Source organism: Methylobacterium oryzihabitans (assembly GCF_004004555.2).
Lineage (GTDB): Bacteria > Pseudomonadota > Alphaproteobacteria > Rhizobiales > Beijerinckiaceae > Methylobacterium > Methylobacterium oryzihabitans.
The window spans coordinates 85410-108882 of record NZ_SACP01000011.1; the positions used below are offsets into that span (position 1 = coordinate 85410).

The 23473-nt window shown below is 69.7% G+C and carries 21 protein-coding genes; 11 read left to right on the forward strand and 10 right to left on the reverse strand.

From position 1 onward, the window contains the following. Nucleotides 1–23: 23 nt before the first annotated feature. Together cysG and EOE48_RS12865 are read left to right on the forward strand one after the other, a co-directional pair. A complete protein-coding gene (gene cysG / locus EOE48_RS12860) occupies nucleotides 24–1481 on the forward strand; it encodes a siroheme synthase CysG (protein WP_127729587.1) in 1458 nt (485 codons plus the stop codon). Between the two features lie 201 nt (nucleotides 1482–1682). Then, nucleotides 1683–2249, forward strand: a complete 567-nt coding sequence (locus EOE48_RS12865) for a CatB-related O-acetyltransferase (RefSeq protein ID WP_127729589.1) — start codon at nucleotides 1683–1685, stop codon at nucleotides 2247–2249. Nucleotides 2250–3201: 952 nt separating this feature from the next. Here the strand turns inward: EOE48_RS12865 and EOE48_RS12870 are convergent. The 3 genes from EOE48_RS12870 to EOE48_RS12880 all read right to left on the reverse strand — a co-directional run bounded on the left by EOE48_RS12870 (nucleotide 3202) and on the right by EOE48_RS12880 (nucleotide 7042). Continuing rightward, a complete protein-coding gene (locus EOE48_RS12870; protein WP_127729591.1) occupies nucleotides 3202–3942 on the reverse strand; it encodes a class I SAM-dependent methyltransferase in 741 nt (246 codons plus the stop codon). Between the two features lie 217 nt (nucleotides 3943–4159). Next, nucleotides 4160–5536 (reverse strand): glycosyltransferase 61 family protein, encoded by a 1377-nt coding sequence (locus EOE48_RS12875; RefSeq protein ID WP_127729593.1) that lies wholly within the window; start codon nucleotides 5534–5536, stop codon nucleotides 4160–4162. Nucleotides 5537–5722: 186 nt separating this feature from the next. After that, entirely contained in the window at nucleotides 5723–7042 is a 1320-nt protein-coding gene (locus tag EOE48_RS12880; protein ID WP_127729595.1) for an AMP-binding protein, read from the reverse strand. A gap of 378 nt (nucleotides 7043–7420) precedes the next feature. On the opposite strand from EOE48_RS12880, the gene EOE48_RS12885 reads away from it, so the two are divergent. Together EOE48_RS12885 and EOE48_RS12890 are read left to right on the forward strand one after the other, a co-directional pair. Continuing rightward, nucleotides 7421–8188 (forward strand): invasion associated locus B family protein, encoded by a 768-nt coding sequence (locus EOE48_RS12885; RefSeq protein WP_127729597.1) that lies wholly within the window; start codon nucleotides 7421–7423, stop codon nucleotides 8186–8188. A 223-nt stretch (nucleotides 8189–8411) separates the two neighbouring features. After that, the gene (locus tag EOE48_RS12890) at nucleotides 8412–10103 is read left to right on the forward strand and encodes a methyl-accepting chemotaxis protein (RefSeq protein WP_127729599.1); all 1692 of its coding nucleotides are present in this window, start codon (nucleotides 8412–8414) and stop codon (nucleotides 10101–10103) included. A gap of 46 nt (nucleotides 10104–10149) precedes the next feature. Here EOE48_RS12890 and hspQ read toward each other — a convergent pair whose 3' ends face one another. Next, nucleotides 10150–10518: a heat shock protein HspQ gene (gene hspQ / locus EOE48_RS12895; protein ID WP_127729601.1), complete on the reverse strand. Its 369-nt coding sequence runs from the start codon at nucleotides 10516–10518 to the stop codon at nucleotides 10150–10152. A 109-nt stretch (nucleotides 10519–10627) separates the two neighbouring features. Further along, entirely contained in the window at nucleotides 10628–11695 is a 1068-nt protein-coding gene (locus EOE48_RS12900; protein WP_127729603.1) for an HpcH/HpaI aldolase/citrate lyase family protein, read from the reverse strand. A gap of 459 nt (nucleotides 11696–12154) precedes the next feature. Here EOE48_RS12900 and EOE48_RS12905 point away from each other — a divergent pair, with 459 nt between their 5' ends. Next, nucleotides 12155–13363 carry a patatin-like phospholipase family protein gene (locus EOE48_RS12905; protein ID WP_127729605.1) on the forward strand — a complete coding sequence of 403 codons (1209 nt, stop codon included), beginning with the start codon at nucleotides 12155–12157 and terminating at the stop codon, nucleotides 13361–13363. Between the two features lie 9 nt (nucleotides 13364–13372). Here EOE48_RS12905 and EOE48_RS12910 read toward each other — a convergent pair whose 3' ends face one another. Further along, nucleotides 13373–13972, reverse strand: coding sequence for a cysteine hydrolase family protein (locus EOE48_RS12910; protein WP_127729607.1), 600 nt, complete (start codon nucleotides 13970–13972; stop codon nucleotides 13373–13375). A gap of 52 nt (nucleotides 13973–14024) precedes the next feature. Continuing rightward, nucleotides 14025–15233 carry an FAD-dependent monooxygenase gene (locus tag EOE48_RS12915; protein WP_127729609.1) on the reverse strand — a complete coding sequence of 403 codons (1209 nt, stop codon included), beginning with the start codon at nucleotides 15231–15233 and terminating at the stop codon, nucleotides 14025–14027. Nucleotides 15234–15386: 153 nt separating this feature from the next. On the opposite strand from EOE48_RS12915, the gene EOE48_RS12920 reads away from it, so the two are divergent. Both EOE48_RS12920 and pncA read left to right on the forward strand, forming a co-directional pair. Continuing rightward, nucleotides 15387–16361, forward strand: a complete 975-nt coding sequence (locus EOE48_RS12920) for a quinone oxidoreductase family protein (RefSeq protein ID WP_127729611.1) — start codon at nucleotides 15387–15389, stop codon at nucleotides 16359–16361. 280 nt (nucleotides 16362–16641) lie between these two features. After that, complete coding sequence (gene pncA, locus EOE48_RS12925) at nucleotides 16642–17274, forward strand: bifunctional nicotinamidase/pyrazinamidase (RefSeq protein WP_127729613.1); 633 nt, start codon at nucleotides 16642–16644, stop codon at nucleotides 17272–17274. A 4-nt stretch (nucleotides 17275–17278) separates the two neighbouring features. Here the strand turns inward: pncA and EOE48_RS12930 are convergent, their stop codons facing one another. From EOE48_RS12930 to rimO, 3 genes are all read right to left on the reverse strand, one after another. Then, entirely contained in the window at nucleotides 17279–17932 is a 654-nt protein-coding gene (locus EOE48_RS12930; RefSeq protein WP_127729615.1) for a pyridoxamine 5'-phosphate oxidase family protein, read from the reverse strand. Nucleotides 17933–18053: 121 nt separating this feature from the next. Then, the gene (locus tag EOE48_RS30215; RefSeq protein ID WP_281292756.1) at nucleotides 18054–18185 is read right to left on the reverse strand and encodes a hypothetical protein; all 132 of its coding nucleotides are present in this window, start codon (nucleotides 18183–18185) and stop codon (nucleotides 18054–18056) included. 399 nt (nucleotides 18186–18584) lie between these two features. Then, a complete protein-coding gene (gene rimO, locus EOE48_RS12935; protein WP_127729617.1) occupies nucleotides 18585–19901 on the reverse strand; it encodes a 30S ribosomal protein S12 methylthiotransferase RimO in 1317 nt (438 codons plus the stop codon). A gap of 193 nt (nucleotides 19902–20094) precedes the next feature. Here rimO and pabB point away from each other — a divergent pair, with 193 nt between their 5' ends. Genes pabB through EOE48_RS12955 form a run of 4 tightly spaced genes read left to right on the forward strand, consistent with a single transcriptional unit; the run spans nucleotide 20095 to nucleotide 23473 of the window. After that, a complete protein-coding gene (gene pabB, locus EOE48_RS12940) occupies nucleotides 20095–21636 on the forward strand; it encodes an aminodeoxychorismate synthase component I (protein ID WP_127729619.1) in 1542 nt (513 codons plus the stop codon). Next, a complete protein-coding gene (locus EOE48_RS12945; RefSeq protein ID WP_127729621.1) occupies nucleotides 21633–22244 on the forward strand; it encodes an anthranilate synthase component II in 612 nt (203 codons plus the stop codon). Before pabB ends, EOE48_RS12945 begins: the two co-directional genes overlap by 4 nt. Continuing rightward, complete coding sequence (locus EOE48_RS12950; protein WP_127729623.1) at nucleotides 22231–23073, forward strand: aminotransferase class IV; 843 nt, start codon at nucleotides 22231–22233, stop codon at nucleotides 23071–23073. The genes EOE48_RS12945 and EOE48_RS12950 overlap by 14 nt, the downstream gene beginning before the upstream one ends. Then, entirely contained in the window at nucleotides 23066–23473 is a 408-nt protein-coding gene (locus EOE48_RS12955; RefSeq protein ID WP_425463658.1) for a DoxX family protein, read from the forward strand. Before EOE48_RS12950 ends, EOE48_RS12955 begins: the two co-directional genes overlap by 8 nt.

Below are 23473 nucleotides of genomic sequence, written 5' to 3' on the forward strand. Positions count from 1 at the left end.
CTGTTCTCTCTCCTCCGACGGTCATGCGTTCTCCCCGTTCCCCGCGCGAAACCCGCTCCCCCGGCCTCGACCCCCTCGCGGTGCTGCCGGTCTTCGTGACCCTCACCGGCAAGCGGGCGGTGCTGGCCGGCGCCAATGGCGGCGCGGCCTGGAAGGTGAAGCTGCTCGCCGCCGCCGGCGCCCATGTCGACGTCTACGCGCCGGAGCCGACCGAGGAGATGCGGCTGGCACCAGCGGAGGCCGTGGCCGGCAGCGTCACCCTGCACGAGCGCGACTGGTCGCCGGCCGACCTCCAGGGCGTCGCCTTCGCCATCGCGGCGCACGAGGACGAGGGCGAGTGCGCCTGCTTCGTCGCGGCGGCGCGGGCGGCGGGCGCCATCGTCAACGCGGTCGACCGGCCTCACCTCTGCGACGTGTCGTTCGGGGCGATCGTCAACCGCTCGCCCCTCGTCGTCGGCATCTCGACCGAGGGCGCCGCCCCGGTCTTCGGCCAGACCGTGCGCGCCCGGATCGAGGCGATGCTGCCGGTCGGCTTCAAGGCCTGGGTCGGGGCCGCCCGCGACTGGCGCGCCCGGATCACCGAGCGCTACCACGTCTTCGCCGAGCGCCGCGCCTTCTGGGAGCGCTTCACCGACCGTGCCTTCGCCGAGCCCGACCGGGCGCCGACCGAGGCCGACCTCGACGCGCTGATCGCCGAGGCCGATGCCGGCCCCCGCGGCGGCAGCGTCGTGCTGGTCGGGGCGGGGCCCGGCGACGCCGAACTCCTCACCCTCAAGGCCCTGCGGGCGCTGCGCAGCGCCGACGTGATCCTGTACGACGACCTCGTGGCGCCGGAGATCCTCGACTACGCCCGGCGCGAGGCGCGCACGATGCTCGTCGGCAAGACCGGCCACGGCCCGTCCTGCCGCCAGGACGACATCAACGCCCTGATGGTGTCGCTGGCCAGGACCGGCAAGCGGGTGGTGCGGCTGAAATCCGGCGATCCGCTGGTGTTCGGCCGCGCCGGCGAGGAGATCGACGCCTGCCGCGCCGCCGGGATCCCGGTCACGGTGGTGCCGGGCGTCACCGCGGCGCAGGGCGCGGCGGCCTCGCTGGCGATCTCGCTCACCCACCGCGACGCGGCGCGCCGGCTGCAATACGTCACCGGCCACGACCGCCGCGGCGCCCTGCCGGACGACCTCAACTGGGCGGCGCTCGCCGATTCCAGCGTCACCACCGTCGTCTACATGCCCAAGCGCACCCTGCGGGCGCTGCTTGCCCGGGCGGTCACGGAGGGGCTGCCGCCGGCGACGCCGGCACTCGTGGTGTTCAACGCCACCCGGGCCGATCAGGCTCTGGTGGAGGGCTCGGCCGCGACGCTCGCCGACGCCGTCGAGGCGGCGGGCCTCGACGGGCCGGCGATCGTGATGGTCGGGGATGCCCTCGGGCGCGGCGCGCGCAGCGCGGTGGTCGCCGAGGTGCTGGCGGTAGGGGCCGGCTGAGGGCTTCCTCCCGGAGGTGTCATACGGGTTCTGATTGATCTCTTCAGGCGATCCCTGCGGGATTGTGGCGATAGCTCTGCCACCGCTGACGCGATGCAAAAACCGGGTCCTACGTCATCTGGTCAGCGCTCGAACCCTGGCGCTTGGACGCCTCTTGAAATAGAACCTTCACATATCGGCTGACCGACCGGAGCAGTGGAGATGGTAAAATATACTCGCGAAGTTTTCGCAGAGCAAATAAAAAAATACAGATGGGCCGTTGGCGAACACACCTATGGCGTACCTCGAGTCTTGAGATATAAATGCGATTCCAAGCTATTTATTGGTAAATACTGCTCAATCGCCGGAGAGGGAACAATATTTCTTGGTGGAAATCATCGCGCGGATTGGGTAACAACCTATCCATTCAGCCATATTGATGAGCGCGCAAGCCATATCAAAGGTCATCCGGCAACGAGGGGCGATGTCACCATCGGGAATGACGTGTGGATCGGGCTCGGAGCTACAATCATGTCGGGCGTCACGATCGGAGATGGTGCCTGCATAGGAGCAGGAGCCCTCGTGACCAGAGATATTCCAGCCTACGGCATCTGCGGCGGCAATCCCGCGAAATTGATCAAGATGCGCTTTGAAGCAGACATCATCGAAGAGCTTCTCGAGATCAAATGGTGGAACTGGTCCGACGAAAAAGTCGTGGAATTTTATCCACTTCTCCTGAGCGACGATATCAGAGCTTTCATCCGGGAAGCAAAATCACGAGACGACTAAGAGATATTTCTTGTATTTCAGTTCATGAGCTTGCCGCGCTGTGCAAAACCGCAAGCGTAAGCGTGCCGTATCAGCCATCATCCCAGTGACCGGTCTTCCGAACAGTGAACATCCCGCCGAAACTTGGGACGGAGCCATCGATCGCACTCGACTCGCCTGCCGCGTTCCCAGCATCCAGGCGCGCCATACACTGATGCATGCGGAACACGACCAGTGAACGCGACGCTCCACGATCATCCACCGCGGGAGATCACACAGGAACCGCAATTGGTCCGATTTGATCATGAGCCCGCAAATCAGCGCACGAGATATTCGGTCGGCAGTACGGACGCAAGGACAGAGCGATAGGACAATTCTTGCACATCGTGTTCGCCCGAGACCACCAACCGACCCATCCTCACCTCGACTTCGGCCATTTTCGGCAAGCCGGAGGCCCAAGCGGAGCAGGTGGTGACGGGTGGGCGGCACCATTTCAACCAGGGGTCACCGCCACGCCCAGCTTGCCCGCCCGCTTCGCCGGGGCCCCGACGACCCGAAGCAGATTCTGACGTAGTTCGTGCGGCGTTGTAGCATCGAGGTCATGTTCCGGAAGACCCAAGCCCATCGCGGCATCGAGGCCTGGCGTCAGTGGTTGGACAAGGCGATCAGGCACACCACGCGCTGCCTGATGGCTCTGGTCTCGATCCATCACCCTGCTTGGCCGACCGCCTACCCCCGCGAGCGCCGCAAAGCAGCACAGGCTGCTGGTCCCCCAAACCTTTTCGGATGCCCGGGCCAGCGCGCGTCGGGCTCTGGCGCGAGCGGGCCGTGGCAACATTCCGGCACAAGCGGCACAGAACGAAACCTCGCTTCGCTCTGCCCCGCCCCGGGGCCTGACCCTCTCTGCAACGCAGCCTGATCAACCAGAGTCGAGATCAGTTCAAGCAGACCCACAGCCACCAATCAGATGCGCCTATGTCTTCAAACCGCCTAGAAAATCATCACTATCGACCAATTCCAAATTCGAGTAGAACTCAGAAATACTATCGGATGTCATTTCGATTCCCGCAAATTCGGCCACAATATCTTCGTATCGCTCGGATAGAATCTTAGATGATCTATCCAGGCCATTGACCACGACGAGGCCAGTCGGCCTGCAGTTCAGGATAGACAACTTAAGCTCGGGGCGATATTTCATAAGGGCGGGTATGATTTTCCAAACATCTCCTGTCCAATGAGATTTATATTTTGCATCCTTCCGCAGGCTTGGCCTGCGGTCTCTCTCCGTCATTTCGGCATTGATCGGCAAGCAGTCATGAATAAACACCGTCGAAGAGTCATTCACGAAGCGTTCTATGTTTATAAAATCCCTTAGAAGATATTCAAACACGTGCATTCCGTCAAGAAACGCCACGTCTACACCAGAGGGAAAATAATAATTTAAGTCTTTATTCTTGAAAAAATCATCACTAGTGAGCTGAAAAAGGTGCAGCTCTGGCTTGTTTCCAATGATTTCTCGATCGACGATGAATCCTGGATCGACGCCCACACTCGCGCATCGAGGTATTGACAAGCTCTTTCCTTTATTTACACCTATTTCGAAGTAACTCTGTGGCTTACGAAGTTCAAAGAATTTCTCGAAGAATCTCAGATATTGCTCACCCTCCAGCTCATAGCGCTCCAAGCCATCCACAGCATTCCGTTCAACTTTCATACCTGACACTCCTTTGCTTATTTTGTAGGCCCAATCCGGCTACCAGGGACAGTTCGGATGATGCTCCATCCCATACATGGCGGGACGAGATTTCTCCGCGCATATAAACATGCGATTATGCCTTGTCGAAGATCGCCGACGTGGTAGCGTCGAGGATCGACGCTCAGCCTGCGATTAAGATCGGCGATTTTGGAAGGATGTATATGTTACAGGGCGATCATAAATCGTTCAAATTTTTGCGAAAATCATTTATGCCGACATCGCTTTGCAGCTTATGGCGCTTGACCAACAAATCGTAACTTGACATTATCTGATGTTTATACATTGATGTATATCTGGGATCAATTTTTGTTTTTATGAGATGCAGTGATTTTGTCAGATGCTCCGCAGCGCTCGTCAAATTGTTCTTATGCAAGTCGATGGTATACCGTCGAAATAGCTTGAAGTAAAAATAATTGTAGAACCAATGATAAGAATACTGCTCCCAACCCTGTTCTCGGTCTGCTTCAGCCAAGACAGATAAGCGACATCCAAAGAAATCATTAATGCATTTTACAGATCGATCCAAGTCGATGCTATAAGGACAACGATTTCCAAAATTAAAGAACGGATCGTAGTCTGCAATATTGATATAAATACGCCGTCCTGGGAACAGCACATCGATTTGCAAGAAATTTATATTCGGCGACTCGGAACATAGATATACAACATCAATCGGTCTACGATCTGCACGAAAAAATATACCGTGCATCTGCGAGCCAATATTTCCAATAAACCTATCGCAGCCGTTCCATAAAGAACATTGATTTATAATACTCTCCTGTTCCGGCCAATATATTTTAGCTCCCGCCTGTGACAGAATTTTCTCAAATATTCCTTCATTCATGGGCTTGCGCTGTATATCTCGCAATTTTGATCGCGATAGATAATGCAGATCAGCAGCCGACCCCGATTGGATGCGTCCAATGGCCTCGTTTGAGTTTATTTTTCTACGAAAAAACTCGATATAGTTCTCATTGACGTACAAACCTAGCTTGATTCCCGCTTGAGGGACAATAAGTTTTTTAACAACAACGCTTCTGTCACAAAAAACAATCCTGCTTGATGGGATGCCAAGCAGTTGAACTAACTCCAAAAGCAATTTATCCGCATTTTTTACACCTTCGGAGACTTGAAACAATATTGGCTGGCTTGCTAGATGATCCACGATCCACAATCTAGCCAGACTTTCCAGAACTACGTGACCAAACCCCGAATATAATATTCCACCATATATTGCCTCTTCGTATATTTCTGAAGACACATTCAGATCACTTACTGAAACATCTCCAAAAACAATCCCTTCTCCCAATCTGCAAACCTGAGCGCTTAAGACTGGCTGAGCGGTCCGAATACGAAAGACACCGCCTGTATGCTTACCATTAGCTGTGCCTCGCGGAGGCTCTAAAAAAACATCCTCAACTTCCTCGAACACCAGATCTTGCGACGATATAACAATTTGATCTAAATTTTTCTGGCACAACTCCAACGACGAAGCCGGGAAGTTAGTAAGCTCGATTTGAGTGGCGCTTGATCGCGCATGCTTCAAGATCATCGTTGCGGTCGCCGTACAAATTCGCCCAGATACGACATGTCAACATAGCCAAAATCTCGGATACTACGAATCATCATACCTATTGGCAGATTCTCGCTGCAGTACGAACGGAGGCACCCGTGGACTAGCACCACCGAGCTTTAGAATGCAACAAGTTATGACGATTCACTCGATGTAAGGGTATTGCTACGCTATGGCCACCGCCGTCGCCACCCCCGCGAACAGGGCCGCCCGGAAGCGGGTGACGTGCCAGCCGTCCGCCGGCGGCGGCTGGACGGCGCCGCGGTTCAGGACGTGGGCGGCGGCGGCCGGGCCCGCGAAGGCGAGGCGGCCGTCCGGGTCGCGGCGGACCTGGAGCAGGCCGCCGGTGCCGGCCCGCTCGGGCGCCGCGAGGACGAGGCCGACGTCGTGGGCGCCCCGGCGCCCGGCGAGCAGCGCGGTCTCGTCGAAGGCCACGACGTCGACGATGCCGGCGCGGCCCGGCTCGCGCCCGGCGAGGCGGGCGGGGGCGCGGTGGACGTAGGTGATGCCCCGCAGGCGCGACGGCACGCTGGTGCGGGCGAGCCCGGCCTCCATCCAGGCCGGGGCGACGAGATGGGTCGGCTCGGGGCGGTCGAGGGCGGCGGCCAGGATGCCGGCGTCGAAGACCGGGTGGCATTCGAGGGAGGCGCCGGAGAGCAGCGCCGCCGCGAGGCCGGTCGCGAGGCCCTTGAGGTCGGAGGGCGGCAGCAGGCTGAGGATGCGCTCGCCCGGCTCGATCCGGCCGGGAGCGAGGCAGGCGGCGGCCGCCGCCGTGAGGGCGTCGCCGTCGCGGCGCAGCGCCAGGAGCGGCCCGTCGGGCTCGGCCGCCCCCGGCAGCCGCGCGACCGGCGCCCCGGCGAGGCGGCGCGCCGCCGGCTCCGGAACCGCCGGGGCGAACGAGACGATCCCGCTGCCCGCGCCGGTGCCGCCGGCCTCGCCGCGGTGGTCGAGGACGACCCGGTCGAGGGCGATGACGCCGTCGGGGACGTGGGGGCCGAAGGCGGCGAGGAAGCGCAGGGGGAAGTAGCGGGCCGCGACCCGGCACAGGCGCTCCGCCGGCCGGTCCGGGCCGAGCTGGCCCTGGGTCAGGATGGCGGCGACCTGCGCCCGCTCCACCGCCTCCAGCAGGCGGTCCTCGCTCCAGGTGACCGGGAGCAGGCACGGCACGTGCCCGGCCTGCTCGACGGCGAGCAGGGTGAGGTGGTGCTCGGCGATGCCGGCCATGCACAGGCCGACCGGGCTGCCCGGCGGCAGCCCGAGCCGAACCAGCCCCGCCGCGAGGCGCGCGACGATCTCGCGGGCGGCGGCGTAGGTCCAGGTGATCGGCGGCCGGCCGCACCATTCCGCCTTGCCGGGCTGGTCGATGAACGCGACCCGCGCCGGATGATGGTCGGCCACCGCCCCGAGCAGGGCGCCCAGCCCGAGGCTCCGGGGCTCCGGAGCGGGAGCCGTCTCGTCCCGTCGCACCGCCTGCTGAGCCGCCACCGCACCACTCCGCTGTCGCGCCGGGCAGGTTGGGGTCGCATGGTTAAGATGCGCTTAAGCCCGCGCGCCGCCGATTGTCCCGGCGGCGGCGCGGTTTTCCCTCGCCAGGACCGGCCGCGTGGAGTAGGGGACCGGCGACGCCCGGCCCGGGCGGATCACGCCCGCGCCGATCCGCCCGGGCCGGGCGTCGCCTCCGCTCCGGAGGCGGGCGCTCCAGTCATGCCTTCGCCTCAATCGGAGGGGAAGCAGGCGCCCGAGAGCCGAGCGGGTCCGTCGCCCGCGCCGCGCTGGTCCGCGGGCGGGGCAGGGCCCGAAGCGGGCACCCGCGCCGTTCCGGCCGCCGTCGTCGGCCCTGCCGTTTTGAGGGGTTCCTACCTGATGTTCATCGCGAATCGTTTCGGGCTCCGGGCCGCCGCCTGCCTCGCCCTGGGCGGCCTCGCGCTCGGCCTCGCGAGCGCGCCCGCCCTGGCCCAGCCCAAGAAGCCGGCCGCCCCGGCTCCCGCCGCCCCCGCGCCCGCCCCGGCGGCGCCGGCCGCGCAGGGTCAGGCGCAGCAGACCGGCCCGATGGTGGTGCAGGTGAAGTCCGAGCCGTCCCAGGCCGACTGGACCAAGGTCTGCGGCAAGGACCAGGGCAGCGGCGCCGAGGTCTGCTACACCACCCGCGACTTCGTCTCCGACCAGGGCCAGGCGGTGCTGGCGGTCGCGGTCTACGACATGAAGGGGCCGCAGAGCGCCCGCGTGGTGCGCTTCCTGCTGCCGCTCGGCCTGCTGCTCCAGCCAGGCGTGCGCTTCGCCGTCGACCAGGGTCAGCCGACCCCCGGCCGCTACGCGGTCTGCTTCCCGAACGGCTGCTTCGCCGAGGTGGCGGGCGTCAAGGACGACGTCGTCAACGCGATGAAGAAGGGCACGATCCTGAACGTCAGCGTCCAGAATCAGGTCCAGCGCGAAGTCACCTTCGCGGTGCCGCTCGCCGGCTTCGGCAAGGCGTTCGACGGCCCGCCGATCGACCCGAAGGTGCTCGAGGAGCAGCAGAAGAAGCTCCAGGAGGAGTTGCAGAAGCGCAGCGAGGAGATGCGCAAGCAGCTCGAGTCGCAGAACGCCGGCAAGCCGGGCGCTCCGGCGGCGAACGCCGCGCCCAAGCCCTGACGTCGAAGACCTGATCCTCGAAGCCTGACCTTCCGGCCGGGCGCGGACGGATCCGACGACCGGAGGGCCGGGCGGCGACGCCCGGCCCTCCCTGCATGGCGCGGGACCGGCCGAACGCAATCTTCGGTTGAGAATACCGGCACCATCCTGCGCAGCCACACCCATCCTTAACGGCTGCGGCGCACGCTCCGGCACTAAAGTTCGTCAGAGCCGGGGAAGCGTCGTGCCGTTGCTGGGTCGAGTTCGGATCGCCACCAAGATCTTCGCCATCATCGCCGGAATCGGCGTCGTGGTCGGGGGCTGCGTCTGGTACGCCCAGGCCCAGATGACCGCCATCGACGACGCATACGGCCGGTTCATCCGCTCCGACGCGCGGGCGGTCGAGAGCGCCCAGCGCCTGAACCAGCAGATCTACAAGCTCAACTACTTCGTCTACCGGACGCTCGGCGAGACCTACGTCGAGTTCAAGAAGGCGGCCGGGGCCGGCTTCGAGGCGACGCTGCCGGAGATCAAGGAGACCCTCGCGGCGCTCAAGGCGCAGGTGCCCGAGTTCGCCAAGGCGGTCTCCGCCCAGGAGGCGCGGGTCGACCGCTTCCTTCAGGAGGTGGTCGAGGTGCGCCGCCTCGCCGGCATGAACATGAACGAGGACGCCCTCGACCTCATCCACGAGAAGATCGACCCGACCTTCGACGCGATGGTGCAGGAGGGCAACTCCCTGAGCGATCGGATCCAGGCGGCGATGGGCCGGGGCTCGGACACGCTGACCCGGCAGACCGATGCCACCCGCCACGCGCTGATCGGCGTCAGCGCCGCCGGCCTGCTCCTCGGGCTGCTGACCGCGGCCCTGGTCACCGTCTTCGGCATCACCCGGCCGATCGGGCGGCTGGTCGGGATCCTGCAGCGGATGGCCCGCGGCGAGAGCGAGGCGCCGATCGCCGAGGCGCGGCGCGGCGACGAGATCGGCGCGGTGGCGCGGGCCGTCGAGGACATCCGCACGCTGGTGGCGCGCAAGGCCGTCGAGCAGGCCGAGGCGGCACGGATCGCCGACGAGGCCGCCGCCGAGGCCCGGCGCCGGGCGATGCTCGATCTCGCCGACGGCTTCGAGAGGGCGGTGGGCGGCATCGTCGGGGACGTGTCGTCCGCCGCGGGCGAGCTGCAATCGACCGCCTCGACCATGACGGCGACCGCCGCCGAGACCGCCGCGCAATCCACCGCCGTCGCGGCCGCCGCCGAGCAGGCGGCCTCGAACGTCAGCACCGTCGCGGCGGCGGCGGAGGAACTCGGCGCCTCGGTCCAGGAGATCGGCCGGCAGGTCTCGGGCTCGGCGGCGCTCGCCCAGAGCGCGGTCGCGGAGGCCGACGAGACCGCGCAGCTCGTGCAGGACCTCAGCGGCGCGGTGACGCGGATCGGCGACGTGGTGACGATGATCACCGGCATCGCCGGCCAGACCAACCTGCTGGCGCTCAACGCCACCATCGAGGCCGCCCGCGCCGGCGAGGCGGGCCGCGGCTTCGCCGTGGTGGCGGCCGAGGTCAAGGAACTCGCCGGGCAGACGGCGCGGGCCACCGACGAGATCACCGCCCAGATCGGCCGCATCCAGGGCTCGACCGGGCAGGCGGTGCAGGCGATCGGCGGGATCGGCGCGCGCATCCGCGAGATTAGCGTGGTCGCGAGCAGCATCGCGGCGGCGGTGGAGCAGCAGGGGGCGGCGACCCAGGAGATCGTGCGCAACGTCGCGCAGGCCGCGACCGGCACGGTCGAGGTGACCCGCAACATCGCGGGCGTCGCCGGAGCCGCCGAGGGAACCGGCGCCGCCGCCCACGACCTGCTCGCCTCGGCCTCGGCGCTGTCGCGCCAGTCCGGCGAGCTCGGGACCGAGGTCGCCCGCTTCCTCGCGACGGTGCGGGCGGCCTGAGGCGACCGCCCCGCCGCCGGCCCTGTCGGGCCGGCGGCCCGGAGCGTCAGTTCGCCGCCTCGGCGCGGATGCGGTAGGCGCCGTTGGCGTCGCGCTCGAACAGCTCCGGGATGCGGGCGTGGCGCAGGGTCTCGCCGGAGGTGTCGGGCACGAGGTTCTGCTCCGAGACGTAGGCGACGTACTCGGTCTCCTGGTTCTCGGCGAGCAGGTGGTAGAACGGCTGGTCCTTGGCCGGGCGGACCTCCTCGGGGATCGCCTGCCACCATTCCTCGGTGTTGCTGAACACCGGATCGACGTCGAAGATGATGCCGCGGAACGGATAGACGCGGTGGCGCACCACCGCGCCGATGTTGAACTTGGCGCGGCGGATCGCCGGAGGCGGGGCGGGGGAGACGGGGGCGAGCGGCGCGGGCATGGAACGGATCGGTGGCGTGAACTCGATCCCAGATAGTCGATCCGTGCCGGATTGACACCGGAAATCGCGGTCCGCCGCCGCCCCATGACCGTATCGTGAAGGGCCGTCCTCAGCCGCCCGCCGCGCCGGGCAGGCCGTAGCTGCGGGCGAGGTCCGGGTCCTTGGCGGCCACCAGCCGGGCGAGGTTCACGATCACGCTCGCCTGCTTCCAGGTGGCGTCGTCCTGCATCTTGCCGTCGAGCATCACCGCGCCGGTGCCGTCGGGCATCGCCTCCAGGATGCGCAGCGCGAAGGCGACCTCGGCCGGGTCGGGGGCGAAGACCGACTTGGCGAGGGCGACCTGGCTCGGATGCAGGGTCCAGGCGCCGGCGCAGCCCATCAGGAAGGCGTTGCGGAACTGCGCCTCGCAGGCGGCGGCGTCGGAGAAGTCGCCGAACGGGCCGTAGAACGCCTTGATGCCGTTGGCCTGGCAGGCATCGACCATCCGGGCGATGGTGTAGTGCCACAGGTCCTGCTGGGCGTGGGCGCGCGGCCCGCCATCGGGGGAGGGATCGGCGATCACCCGGTAGTCGGGATGGCCGCCGCCGACCCGGGTGGTCTTCATGCCGCGGGAGGCCGCGAGGTCGGCCGGGCCGAGGCTCATGCCGTGCATCCGCGGCGAGGCGCACGCGATGGCGTCGACGTTGGCGACGCCCTCGGCGGTCTCCAAGATGGCGTGGACCAGGATCGGCTTGGTCACCCCCGCCCGCGCCTCGAGCTGGGCGAGGAGCTGGTCGACGTAGTGGATGTCCCACGGCCCCTCGACCTTCGGCACCATCACGACGTCGAGCCGGTCGCCGACCTCGGTGACGATCTCGAACAGGTCGTCGAGGATCCACGGGCTGTTGAGCGCATTGATGCGCGTCCACAGGCCGGTGCCGGCGGCGGCGAAGTCGGTCGCCCGCGCCATGGCGATGAAGCCCTTGCGGGCGGCGAGCTTCTGGTCGGCCGGGACCGCGTCCTCGAGGTTGCCGAGCACCACGTCGACCTGGGTCGCGAGCTCCGGCACCCGGGCCCGGACCTTGTCGTTGTGCGGCGGCACGAAGTGGATCATCCGCTCCAGCCGCACCGGCAGCTCGCGGAAGGGAGCGGGGGCGCCGGTGGCGAGCGGCTGGAAGAAACGGCGCGGCAGCTTCATGGCGGTCGTGGTCTCCGGGCGGGCGCGGAACGGCCGGCATCCCCGATCGCCGGCATCCCCGGTCGCGACGACCGGCAGCAAGAGGGTTAGTGCAAGGAGAGCGGCGCCGTAAAGCGTGGCGGCCTTCGGCCGAAGGTCGCAAGTCGCCGTGCCCGGTCCATACCCGCAAGTCGTTTCGATTCGGTAGCCAACAATCGTGCCGGCACATCAGCGTTCCGGCAGCATCCTGGTCCCGGCGCGAAGGATCCGTGCGATCCCGCGTTCCGAAATGGCGCCGCCGTCGCCCCGCCGTCTTGCCGATTTGGCAACCTCGCCGCGGTGGTGGCGATTGACAACCGCCGATCGACTCGCCTCACTCAGCGTCGGGCGGCCTCGGTGTGCGGTGGCGCACCCGGAACCGGGAACGCGGCCCGTGCCGCCACGTTCTCCCGACGAGGCGGGTGGCGGAGGACGCATGACATGTCTGGTCTCACCAGGCGGCGGGGGCTGGGCCACGCCGCGGTTCTGATGCTGTGCCTCGGCGCGGCGGTGCCGGCCGCGGCCGGGCCCGGCCCGGACAAGGGGCGCGGCACCGCGCGGGCGGAGTTCACCGCGGCCGACCTCGCGGCGGCGCGCCCCGAGGGCCTGCCGGCCGGCCTGCGCCTGCCCGGCGACGACCCGCAGGCGTTCCGGGCCTATCTCGACGCGGCCCCGATGGCGTCCCGGGCGCCCTGGCTCGTCCTGTCGGGCGGCGGCGAGAACGGCGCCTTCAGCGCCGGGCTGCTCAAGGGCTGGAGCGAGGCCGGGACCCGGCCGGATTTCGGCGTCGTCACCGGCGTCTCGACCGGGGCGCTGATCGCCCCCTTCGCCTTCGCGGGCGCCGCCTGGGACGACGCCCTGCGGCAGGCCTACACCGAGACCTCGGCCGCCGACGTGTTCGAGTTCGGCGGCAGCACCGACAGCCTCGCCGACACCTGGCCGCTGCGGCGCCAGATCGAGCGCACGGTGACGCCGGCCCTGCTCAAGGCGGTGGCGGCCGAACAGGGCCGGGGCCGCCGCCTCCTGGTCGTGACCACGGAGCTCGACAGCGGCCGCCCGGTGCTGTGGGACATGGGGGCGGTCGCCGCGCAGGGCGGTCCCTCCGCCCTGAAGCTGTTCCGCGAGGTGATGCTGGCCTCGGCGGCGATCCCGGGCGTGTTTCCGCCGGTGATGATCGACGCCGACACCGCCCGCGGCCGGCGCATCCAGGAGATGCACGCCGACGGCGGCACCACGGCGCCGTTCTTCCTCGCCCCCGGCGCCACCGTGACCGCCGCCTCCGGCGACCGGCTTCCGGCCCCGGCCGTCTACGTCGTGGTCAACAACGCCCTGCGGCCCGACTTCCAGGTCGCGCAGCGCACGATGCTGAGCGTGCTCGGCCGCTCGCTCTCGGCGGCGATCCGGGCCCAGACCCTCGGGGCGATCGCGCTGGCCCGCGTCTACGCCGACCGCACCGGCCTCGACCTCAAGGTGGCGACGATCGACCAGCGCTTCTCGCAGACCTCGTCGGCGCCGTTCGAGCAGGGCTACATGCGGGCCCTGTTCGCCCACGGCGAGGCGCTCGGCCGCGACGGCACCGCCTTCGACTGGAGCCCGGACGGGCTCGTCACCAGCACGGTCCAGGCCGACCGGCGGGCGGAGATGCGGTGACTGGCCCGTTCAGGGCCCCCGCGGCCCTTTGAGGGCGTGCGGCCCTTTGAGGGCCGCCACGACCTCGTGCGTGCGCACGATGCGGGCAAACTCGTCGTGGAGGTTGGCGAGCGTCATCGCGTGCACCGCCTCGGCGGGATGGCGGTCGCCGTCGGGGCCGGTCCGGTCGTAGGCCCAGGCGGCGTCGCGGACGAGCCAGGGCGAAAAGCCGAGATTGCCGGCCATCCGGGTCGTGGTCTCGACGCAATGGTTGGTGGTGGCGCCGCAAATCACCGGATGGACGATCCCGCCGGCGCGCAGCCGCGCCTCGAGGTCGGTGCCGATGAAGCCGCTGTTGACCCGCTTCACCAGGACCGGCTCGCCCGGTGCCTCCCGCGCCGCCGCGATCACCGCGTGACCGGGGCCGTCGGGCCGGAACGACGAGGCCGGACCGCCGGCATGCCGGATGTGGATCACCGGACGCCCGGCCGCCCGGAACGCCGCCAGCAGCTCGGCGATGCGCTCGAGCGCCTCCGGGTTGTTGCGCCGCCGCCCCTCGGCGTCCCAGATCTCGAACGCCCGCTGCACGTCGACGACGAGGAGGGCGGCGGGCTCGGGCGTGGCGGTCATCGGGGCGTCCTGGCTGTGGCGCCGGCGGTCCGGCACGGCGGCGGGCGCGGGCTCAGCCGCGCATCAGGCTCGGGGCGTCGAGGCGCGGCAGCACGCCCTCGCGCATCACCGCCCGGCGCAACGGGGGCACGAGCTGGAGCGCGAGCAGGCCGGCGCCCCGCAGGAAGTCGGCCGGCAGGAAGCCGGCGAGCAGGCTGCGGTTGAGGGCGTCGACCGCGGCGGTGCGCAGGCCGGCGTCGAACCCGCGGCGGCGGCCGAAGCCGGCGAGCCGGTCGGGCGCGCCCGGATCCACCCCCGCCCGCCGGGCCGCCACCACGCAGTCGCGCAGGGCGGCGGCGTCGCGCAGGCCGAGATTGAGCCCCTGGGCGCCGATCGGCGGGAAGACGTGGGCGGCCTCGCCGATCAGCACGAGGCGGCGGGCGACCGCGGAGCCCACCGACAGGCCGCGCATCGGCACGAGGCCGCGCGGCCCGTCGATCCGCATGGCGCCGAGCATCATCCCGGCCTGCCGCTCGACCGCGGCGGCGAGCGCCCCGTCGTCGAGTTCGGCGAGGCGGGCGGCACGGGCCTCGCCGGCGACCCAGACGAGGCTGGAGCGCCGGCCGCCCGGCAGCGGCACCAGGGTGAACGGCCCCTCGCGGGTGTGGAACTCGGTCGAGACGTCGCGGTGGTCGCGGGCATGGGCGAGGATCGTGGTGAGCGCGCCCTGCGGGTAGGTCCAGCGCCGCACCCGCACCCCGGACGCCTCGCGCAAGGGGGAGTGGCCGCCATCGGCCGCCACGACGAGGCGGCCCGCGACGCTGCCGCCGCCCTCCAGGGCGACGACGGCGCGCTCGTCCCCGGCCTCGCAGCCGGCGGCGTCGTGCTCGACCAGGGTCAGGCCCGGCGCCGCGCGGGCGACGTCGCGCAGGGCGCCGATCAGGCGGGCGCTCTCGACGTTCCAGCCGAAGGCGTCGAGGCCGATCTCGGTGGCGACGAAGCGGGCCGGCGGCGGCCGGAACAGGCTGCCGGTGTCGTCGACGAGGTGCAGCTCGGCCAGCGGCGCGGCGTGCGGCGCCACCGCGTCCCAGGCGCCGAGCGCCCGCAGGAACCGCACCGAGCCGTCGAGCAGCGCCACGGTGCGGCCGTCGGCGACGGGGGCGTGGCGGCCGACGAGGGCGGTGGCGACGCCGTCGCGGGCGAGGGCGAGCGCCGCCGCGAGGCCGGCGGCCCCGGCACCGACGACCACGACGTCGAAGAGGGCGGACGGGTTCTCGCTCAACACTCGGCTCCTTGGGTCTCGGGCTCGGGTCTCAGGTCCTGCGTCACCGGCATAGATGGATCGCAGGCCCCGCCTCCGCCATTGCCGAAACGGTCGCGCCTCCTATGATCCCGGCCGAACGCGCGGACGAGGCGCGCGACCCGGGAGGACACGATGCCGAAGGCGATCCGCGTGCACGAATACGGCGGCCCGGAGGTGATGCGCTACGAGGACGTCGAGACCCGCGCGCCGGGCCCCGGCCAGATCCGGGTGCGCCAGACCGCGATCGGGGTCAACTTCATCGACATCTATTTCCGCTCGGGCGTCTACAAGGCGCCGGAACTGCCCTTCGTCCCCGGCAAGGAGGGCGCCGGCGAGGTCGTGGCGGTGGGGGAGGGCGTGAGCCTGTTCAGGCCGGGCGACCGGGTCGCCTACGGCTCGGCCTCGGGCACCTACGCCGAGGAGGTGGTGCTCGACGCCAAGGAGGCGGTGAGCGTGCCGGAGGGCGTCGCCGACGAGACCGCCGCCGCGATGATGCTCAAGGGCCTCACCGCCCAGTACCTGCTGCGCCGGACCTACGCGGTGCAGCCCGGCGACACGATCCTGTTCCACGCCGCCGCCGGCGGGGTCGGGCTGATTGCGACCCAGTGGGCCAAGCATCTCGGCGCCACCGTCATCGGCACCGTCGGCTCAGCCGACAAGGCGGAGCTGGCGCGCCAGCACGGCTGCGACCACGTCATCCTGTACCGCGACGAGGACTTCGCCGCCCGGGTGAAGGACATTACCGGCGGCAAGGGCTGCGCCGTGGTCTATGACGGCGTCGGCAAGGCGACCTATCCGGCCTCCCTCGACTGCCTGCGGCCGTTCGGGATGTTCGTGAGCTTCGGCAACGCCTCGGGCGTGATCGACGATTTCAGCATCGGGCTGCTCGGCCAGAAGGGCTCGCTCTACGCCACCCGCCCGACCCTGTTCACCCACACCGCCGACCGGGCGAGCCTGGAGGCGATGGCCGAGGACCTGTTCGGCGTGGTCAGGAGCGGCGCGGTGAAGATCCCGGTCCACGGTCGCGCCCGGCTGAAGGACGCCCAGAAGGTCCACACCGAATTGGCCGGGCGCCAGACCACCGGCGCGACCGTGATGACGCCGTGAGGGGCGGCCAGGGCAATCGCTTCGAAGCGATTGCCCTTGTTTCTTGCTTGGCCTCAGGCGCCGGCGTTCGCGTCCGCTCACTTGGCTTTCGCTCCGCTCTGCGTTCGAGCGGACATTCGTCCGCTCGAACCGCCCCGCGGGGCGCTCTTCGCGCCCGCCATCAACCGTCGCCCTTCGGGCGACCGTAGGGCGCCGCGGCATCCTTGCGCTGACCCCGCGGCAGCGGCAGGCTGGCCCCGGGCTGCCCTACCGGGCCGCCCGATCACGGGAGACACCGCCGATGCGGCCGACCGGAACCGACGTGCTCCTCGTGGTCGACGTGCAGCGCGACTTCCTGCTCGGCGGGGCGCTCGCGGTGCCGGACGGGGACGCGGTGGTGGCGCCGGCCAACCGCCTCGGCCGGCTGTTCTCCCACGTCGTGCTCACCCAGGACTGGCACCCGCCGGGCCACGCCTCGTTCGCGACGAGCCATCCGGGCCGGCAGCCCTTCGACAGCATCGACCTGTCCTACGGTCCGCAGGTGCTGTGGCCCGAGCACTGCGTGCAGGGCACGCCGGGCGCCGACTTCGCGCCCGGTCTCGACCTGCCGCACGCCGGACTGGTGATCCGCAAGGGCTGCCGGCCGGGCATCGACAGCTACTCGGCCTTCCTGGAGGCCGACCGCACGACCCCGACCGGGCTCGCCGGCTACCTGCGCGAGCGCGGCGTCACCCGGGTGGTGCTGTGCGGCCTTGCCACCGACTACTGCGTCGGCTGGAGCGCGCTGGATGCCCGCCGGGCGGGCTTCTCCGCCGCGGTGGTCGAGGACGCGGTGCGCGGCATCGATCTCGGCGGCTCGCTGGCGCGGGCCTGGGGCGAGATGGTGGCGGCGGGCGTCGAGCGCATGACGACCGACGCGGTGCGGGGCGCGTGACGGCTCAGCCCTCGCCGCGCATGACCCGGGCGGTGTAGTCGGCGGGATCGAGCACGCCCTCGGCCTTCGCGCGGCGCACCTCGTCCTCGGGCAACACGTCCTGCACCAGATCGAGGCGCTTCCACAGGGCGAGCGGCGCCTCGCGGCCGGCCTCCGGCACGTAGCGCGAATCGTGGACCTTGCGGTAGGTGTGGACGTAGCGCGGGCAGTTGACCCAGACCTTCGCGACCTCGACCCGGACGAGGTACTGCGCCCCGGGCATCCCGGCGAGGAGAGCCGCGTCGCGGTCGAGATGCGCGGTGCCCTGGAGCCGCAGGCGATGCGGCGTCTCGAAGTCGATGAACAGCAGCCCGACCCGGTTCTGGCCCGCGATGTTGCCGGCCGAGTAGAACATCCCGTTGCCGTCGTAGCCCGGGAAGACCAGGGTCGCGGGCCCGGTCACCCGCATGAAGCCGGGGGCGCCGCCCTTGTAGGACACGGTCGGGTTGCCGTCGGGATCGACGGTCGAGAGGAACAGCATGTCGCGTCCCTCGATGAACGCCCTCTCGTCGTCGAGGATCGTGTCGTGGACGTGGTCGGCGTCGAGGCGCTCGGCGAGCCGCGTCGTGCCGAACGCCGCCTGCAGGTCGCGGTGCGCCTCCGAATAGAGCGAAGCCATGGCGTCCTCCCGTTCGCGTCCGGGCGCCTCCCCTCGGGTGGAGGAGGCCGGCGCGATCCGGGGCAGGCTACTCCGGCGGGGCGTCGGATTTGCTTTGTGCTTTCGGGCGGGATTCCGCCGTTCAGCCACGATCCTCGGGCCGGCCCCATTCGCGGTCGAACGAGCGGGCGATGTGGCGGGCGTAGAGCAGGCCGCCGACGCTCAGGACGACCGCCGCGGCCGCGACCTGAGCCGTGAGTGTCCAGGTCAGCATCCCAATCCTCGCTGCGCAGGAAGGTGAGGGCACCTTGGCCTGCAGAATGTAGGACGAGGCCGAAGGGCAAACCAGGCACGGTTCAGCAAGACAGTGTACGCGATAACTTCCGGCCCCCGAAAGGCGCTGACGGCGAACCCTCCCCCCTATGCGGGGGAGGGTGGCGAGCGGAGCGAGCCGGGAGAGGGGAACACGGCTGCCGGATCTGGCTCGGCAGCCGCGCAGGGAGCCACCTCCGGCACCGTCGCGCTCCCCTCTTGCGGGACTATCGTCCCGGCCCGCCCCGCATTCGCGGGGCACCCTCCCCCGCAGAGGGGGGAGGGCTGCGGCGGTCGTTCTTCGATCGGCGAGGGTGCTGGGATGTCCCGACCGCCGTGCTGCGTTTTCGAGTGCTGCGTCCTACACCGCCACCCCGTGCAGATCATACGCATCCGCGCTCTCGATCTTCACCGTGACGATGTCGCCGGCGCGGACCGGGCGGCGGAAGGCGACGTGGACGCTGCCGTCGATCTCGGGGGCGTCGTATTTCGAGCGGCCCTTGGCGACTGTCGGGCCGGCCTCGTCGATGATGACCGGCAGGCGCTTGCCGACCTTGGCCTTCTGCAGCCGCAGGGAGACCGCCTGCTGCGCCTCCATGAACCGGCGCTGGCGCTCGGCCTTGACCGAGTCCGGCACCGGGTCGCCGAGGCCGTTGGCGGTGGCGCCCCGGACCGGCTCGTACTGGAAGCAGCCGACCCGCTCCAGCTTCGCCTCCTTCAGCCAGGCGAGCAGTTCCTCGAACTCCGCGTCGGTCTCGCCCGGGAAGCCGACGATGAAGGTCGAGCGGATCGCGAGGTCGGGGCACAGCGTGCGCCAGTGGCGGATGCGCTCCAGCATCTTCTCCTGGTTGCCCGGCCGGCGCATGCGCTTGAGCACGCTCGGCGCGGCGTGCTGGAGCGGCATGTCGAGGTAGGGAAGCACCTTGCCCTCGGCCATCAGCGGGATGACCTCGTCGACGTGCGGGTAGGGGTAGACGTAGTGCAGCCGCACCCAGGCGCCGAGTTCGCCGAGCGCCGCCGACAGGTCGTAGAACTTGGCGCGCACCTCGCGGTCGCGCCACGGGCTCGGGGCGTAGCGGGTGTCGAGGCCGTAGGCGCTGGTGTCCTGCGAGACCACCAGCAGTTCCTTGACGCCGGCCTTCACCAGCTTCTCGGCCTCGCGCAGCACGTCGCCCGCCGGCCGGCTGACGAGATCGCCGCGGAGGCTCGGGATGATGCAGAAGGTGCAGCGGTTGTTGCAGCCCTCCGAGATCTTCAGGTAGGCGTAGTGCCGCGGCGTCAGCTTCACGCCCTGAGGCGGCACGAGGTCGAGGAACGGGTCGTGCGCCGGCGGCACCGCCTCGTGGACCGCCGCCACCACCGACTCGTAGGCCTGCGGCCCGGTGACCGCGAGCAGGTTCGGGTACTTGTCGCGGATCTCGTCGGGCTGCGCGCCCATGCAGCCGGTGACGATGACGCGGCCGTTCTCCGCCATCGCGTCGCCGATCGCCTGGAGCGATTCCGCCTTGGCCGAATCGAGGAACCCGCAGGTGTTGACGATCACCACGTCGGCGCCGTCGTGCTTGCGGGCGAGTTCGTAGCCCTCGGCGCGCAGATGCGTGAGGATCCGTTCGGAATCGACCAGCGCCTTCGGGCAGCCGAGGGACACGAACGAGATCTTGGGGGCGGGAGCGTTCATGAGAGCACGTGAGCATCGGCGGCTGCACGGGCTCGCGGGATCGCGGCGCGCGCAGGGAGGCGGACGGGGAGGGGATGTGAGGGCGGCCCTGTAGCACGGGCGGGCCGGCGCGTCACCGTCTCCTCTGGTCTGCGACGGCGGCACGCCGCCGGCCGGCCTCCCGCGGCGGCGCCGCCTCGGCTATCACGGCGTCATGTGGAGCCGGTCCGTCCCGTATCGCGAGCCGATCGAAGCCGCCGCGCGCCTGCGCGGCCGGCCGGGCCTCGCGCTGCTCGACAGCGCCATGCGGCATGATACGCGTTCCGGACGATCAGTTCCGGAACGCGTATCACCAGCCCGCGCGGCGCTTGAGCGAGGCCGAGATCCGCATCGCGAAAGCGATCCCGCAAGGGATCGCCGAGCGATCGATCGGATCCCGTATGACGGGCTCGGGCGCTTCTCCTACCTCGCCGCCGACCCGTTCGGGCGCTTCCGCATCCGCCGCGGCCGGGCGTTCTGGAACGACGCGCCCCTCGACGGGCCGCCGCTCGCTGCCCTGCGGAGGCTGCTGGCGCGCTACCGCACGGCACTGCTGCCCGGCCTGCCGCCGTTCCAGGGCGGGGCGATCGGCTATCTCGCCTACGATCTCGGGGGGAGCCTGGAGCGGGTGGCGGCGCCGGCCCGCCGGGCCGGGCTGTGCGACGACGCCGCCCTCGACCTCCACGACGCCGTGGTCGCCTTCGACCACCGCGACGGCACCTGCCACCTCGTCGCCTCCGGCTTTCCCGAGACCGATCCCGCCCGGCGGGAACGCCGGGCCGAGGCCCGCCTCGACGCGCTCGAATCCGCCCTGGCGGCGCCCGAAGCGGGCGCGATGCCCGAAGCGGCGGACGCGGACGCGGACGCGCCGATGCCACCCCTCGACTGGCGCTCGAACTTCTCCCGCCCCGCCTACGAGGCCGCGGTGGAGCGGGTGCGGGACTACATCCGGGCCGGCGACATCTATCAGGCCAACCTGTCGCAGCGCTTCGAGGCGGCGCTGCCGGCGGGGTTCGACCCGTTCGCGTTCTACCGCCGCCTGCGGGCGACCAACCCGGCGCCGTTCGCCGCCTATCTCGACCACGGCGACCTCGTGGTGGCGTCGAGTTCGCCCGAGCGGTTCCTGCGCCTCGACGGCGACCGGGTCGAGACCCGGCCGATCAAGGGCACGGCCCGGCGCGCCGCCGACCCGGCCGAGGACCGCGCCCGCGCCGCGGCGCTGCTCGCCAGCGACAAGGAGCGGGCCGAGAACGTGATGATCGTCGACCTGCTGCGCAACGACCTGTCGCGGATCTGCGCCCCGGGCAGCGTGAGCGTGCCGGTCCTGTGCGGGCTCGAGACCTATGCCGGGGTTCATCACCTCGTCTCGGTCGTCGCCGGCACCCTGCGGCCCGGCGCCGACGGGATCGACCTCCTGGCGGCGGGCTTTCCCGGCGGCTCGATCACCGGGGCGCCGAAGATCCGGGCGATGGACATCATCACCGACCTCGAAGGCGACGCCCGCGAGCTGTTCTGCGGGTCGATCGGCTGGATCGGCTTCGACGGCGGCCTCGACACCAGCATCGCGATCCGCACCGTGTTCATGAACCGCGAGCGGGCGGTGCTCCAGGCCGGCGGCGGCATCACGCTGCTCTCCGACCCGGCCGCCGAGTACGACGAGACCCTGGCCAAGGCCGAGCGGGTCTTCGCGGCCTTCGCCCCGGGGGCGGCGCGATGATCCTGGTGATCGACAATTACGACTCGTTCGTCTTCAACGTCGTGCGCTATTTCGAGGAACTCGGCGAGGCGGTTGCGGTGGTGCGCAACGACGCCCTCGACGTCGAGGCGGTCCGCGCCCGGGCGCCGGAGGCGCTGGTGATCTCGCCCGGCCCGTGCAGCCCGGCGGAGGCCGGAGTGTCGCTGCCGGCGGTGCGGGCGCTGTCCGGCCACCTGCCCCTGCTCGGGGTCTGCCTCGGCCACCAGTGCATCGGCGCGGCCTTCGGCGGAAGGGTCGAGCGGGCGCGCACGCCCCTGCACGGGCAGGCGACGCCGATCCGCCACGGCGGCGCGGGGCTGTTCGCCGGGCTGCCCTCGCCGATGCGGGTCGGGCGCTACCACTCGCTGATCGTGGCGCCGCAGCCCGGCATGGCGGAGGCGCTGGCGGTCGACGCGGTCTCGCCCGACGGCGAGGTGATGGCGCTGTCGCACCGCCGCCACCCGACCTGGGGCATCCAGTTTCACCCGGAATCGGTGCTGACCGAGCACGGCCACGCGGTGTTCGCGAACTTCCTGCGCCTCGCCCGGCGCTGGCAGGCGGGCCAGGGGGCGGGCGATGTGGTGGCTTGACGGCGAGACCCTCGCGACCCCGCGGGCGCCGTTCGACCTCGCCGATCGCGGCCTGCTGCTCGGCGACGGGGTGTTCGACACCGCGCTGGCGCTGGACGGCCGGATTTTTCGCGAGGGCGCGCACGTCGCGCGGCTCGTCGCCGCGGCCGGGGCGCTCGGCTTCCGCGCCGACCCGGCGGCGATCGTCGCGGCGATGCGGGCGGTGGCGGCCGCCCATCCGCGGGCGGCGATCCGCACCACGCTCACCCGCGGCAGCGGCCCCCGCGGCCTGCGCCCGCCCGCGACTCCGCGCCCGACCCTGTTCGCCGCCGCCGCGCCCTGGAACCCGGCCCTCGCCTTCGCGGGCCTGTCGCTGTGGCCGCAGGACATCCGCCGCAACGAGACCTCGCCGGCCTCGCGCCTCAAGACCCTCGGCTACCTCGACGCGGTGCTGGCCGCCGAGGCCGCCGGCCGGGCCGGGTTCGACGAGGCCCTTTTTCTCAACACCGCCGGCCGGGTCGCCTGCGCCGGTTCCGGCAGCCTGTTCGCGCTGGTCGGCGGCACCCTCGTCACGCCGCCGCTCGCCGAGGGCGTGCTCGCCGGCATCGTGCGGGCGTGGCTGCTGGAGACGGCCCCCGGCCTCGGCCTCGCGGTCCGGGAGGCCCCCCTGACCCCCGCCGACCTCGCCGGGGCCGAGGTGGTACTGCTCACCAATTCCCTGCGCCTCGTCGCGCCGGTGCGGGCGGTCGGGGAGGTGCGGTTCGCCAGCGAGACGCATCCCGCCTTCGCGGCCCTGCGCGAGGCGCTCGCCCGAGAGTGCGGCCTCGACCCGGGGATGCACGATGGCTGAAGCCTTCCACCGCCGCCGCGCCGCGATGCGCGCCCTGATGGCGCTGCTCTACGCCGCCGCCGGCATCGCGCATCTCGTCGTCACCGACCCGTTCCTGCTGATCGTGCCCGACTGGGTGCCGGCTCCGCGCCTCGTCGTGCAGGTCACGGGCCTGTGCGAGATCGCCGGGGCGGCGGCCCTGCTGGTCCCGCGCTGGCGCCGGCTCGCCGGGACGATGCTCGCGCTCTACGCCGTCGCGGTGTTTCCCGCCAACATCAAGCACGCGGTCGAGGGCATCGCGGTGCCGGGCCTGCCGACCGGCTGGTGGTATCACGGCCCCCGGCTGGCGTTGCAGCCGGTGCTGGTGTGGTGGGCGCTGTTCTGCGCGTGCCTCACCGACTGGCCGTTCCGGCGGCTCTGA

Coding starts and splice junctions, on each gene's coding strand:
- pabB (WP_127729619.1), top strand. CDS start 20,095: ATGTGGAGCCGGTCCGTCCCGTATCGCGAGCCGATCGAAGCCGCCGCG.
- EOE48_RS12870 (WP_127729591.1), bottom strand. CDS start 3,942: ATGAAAGTTGAACGGAATGCTGTGGATGGCTTGGAGCGCTATGAGCTG.
- rimO (WP_127729617.1), bottom strand. CDS start 19,901: ATGAACGCTCCCGCCCCCAAGATCTCGTTCGTGTCCCTCGGCTGCCCG.
- pncA (WP_127729613.1), top strand. CDS start 16,642: ATGCGGCCGACCGGAACCGACGTGCTCCTCGTGGTCGACGTGCAGCGC.
- EOE48_RS12905 (WP_127729605.1), top strand. CDS start 12,155: ATGTCTGGTCTCACCAGGCGGCGGGGGCTGGGCCACGCCGCGGTTCTG.
- EOE48_RS12865 (WP_127729589.1), top strand. CDS start 1,683: ATGGTAAAATATACTCGCGAAGTTTTCGCAGAGCAAATAAAAAAATAC.
- EOE48_RS12950 (WP_127729623.1), top strand. CDS start 22,231: ATGTGGTGGCTTGACGGCGAGACCCTCGCGACCCCGCGGGCGCCGTTC.
- EOE48_RS12885 (WP_127729597.1), top strand. CDS start 7,421: ATGTTCATCGCGAATCGTTTCGGGCTCCGGGCCGCCGCCTGCCTCGCC.
- EOE48_RS12920 (WP_127729611.1), top strand. CDS start 15,387: ATGCCGAAGGCGATCCGCGTGCACGAATACGGCGGCCCGGAGGTGATG.
- EOE48_RS12910 (WP_127729607.1), bottom strand. CDS start 13,972: ATGACCGCCACGCCCGAGCCCGCCGCCCTCCTCGTCGTCGACGTGCAG.
- EOE48_RS12900 (WP_127729603.1), bottom strand. CDS start 11,695: ATGAAGCTGCCGCGCCGTTTCTTCCAGCCGCTCGCCACCGGCGCCCCC.
- hspQ (WP_127729601.1), bottom strand. CDS start 10,518: ATGCCCGCGCCGCTCGCCCCCGTCTCCCCCGCCCCGCCTCCGGCGATC.
- cysG (WP_127729587.1), top strand. CDS start 24: ATGCGTTCTCCCCGTTCCCCGCGCGAAACCCGCTCCCCCGGCCTCGAC.
- EOE48_RS12945 (WP_127729621.1), top strand. CDS start 21,633: ATGATCCTGGTGATCGACAATTACGACTCGTTCGTCTTCAACGTCGTG.
- EOE48_RS12955 (WP_425463658.1), top strand. CDS start 23,066: ATGGCTGAAGCCTTCCACCGCCGCCGCGCCGCGATGCGCGCCCTGATG.
- EOE48_RS12875 (WP_127729593.1), bottom strand. CDS start 5,536: ATGATCTTGAAGCATGCGCGATCAAGCGCCACTCAAATCGAGCTTACT.
- EOE48_RS30215 (WP_281292756.1), bottom strand. CDS start 18,185: ATGCTGACCTGGACACTCACGGCTCAGGTCGCGGCCGCGGCGGTCGTC.
- EOE48_RS12930 (WP_127729615.1), bottom strand. CDS start 17,932: ATGGCTTCGCTCTATTCGGAGGCGCACCGCGACCTGCAGGCGGCGTTC.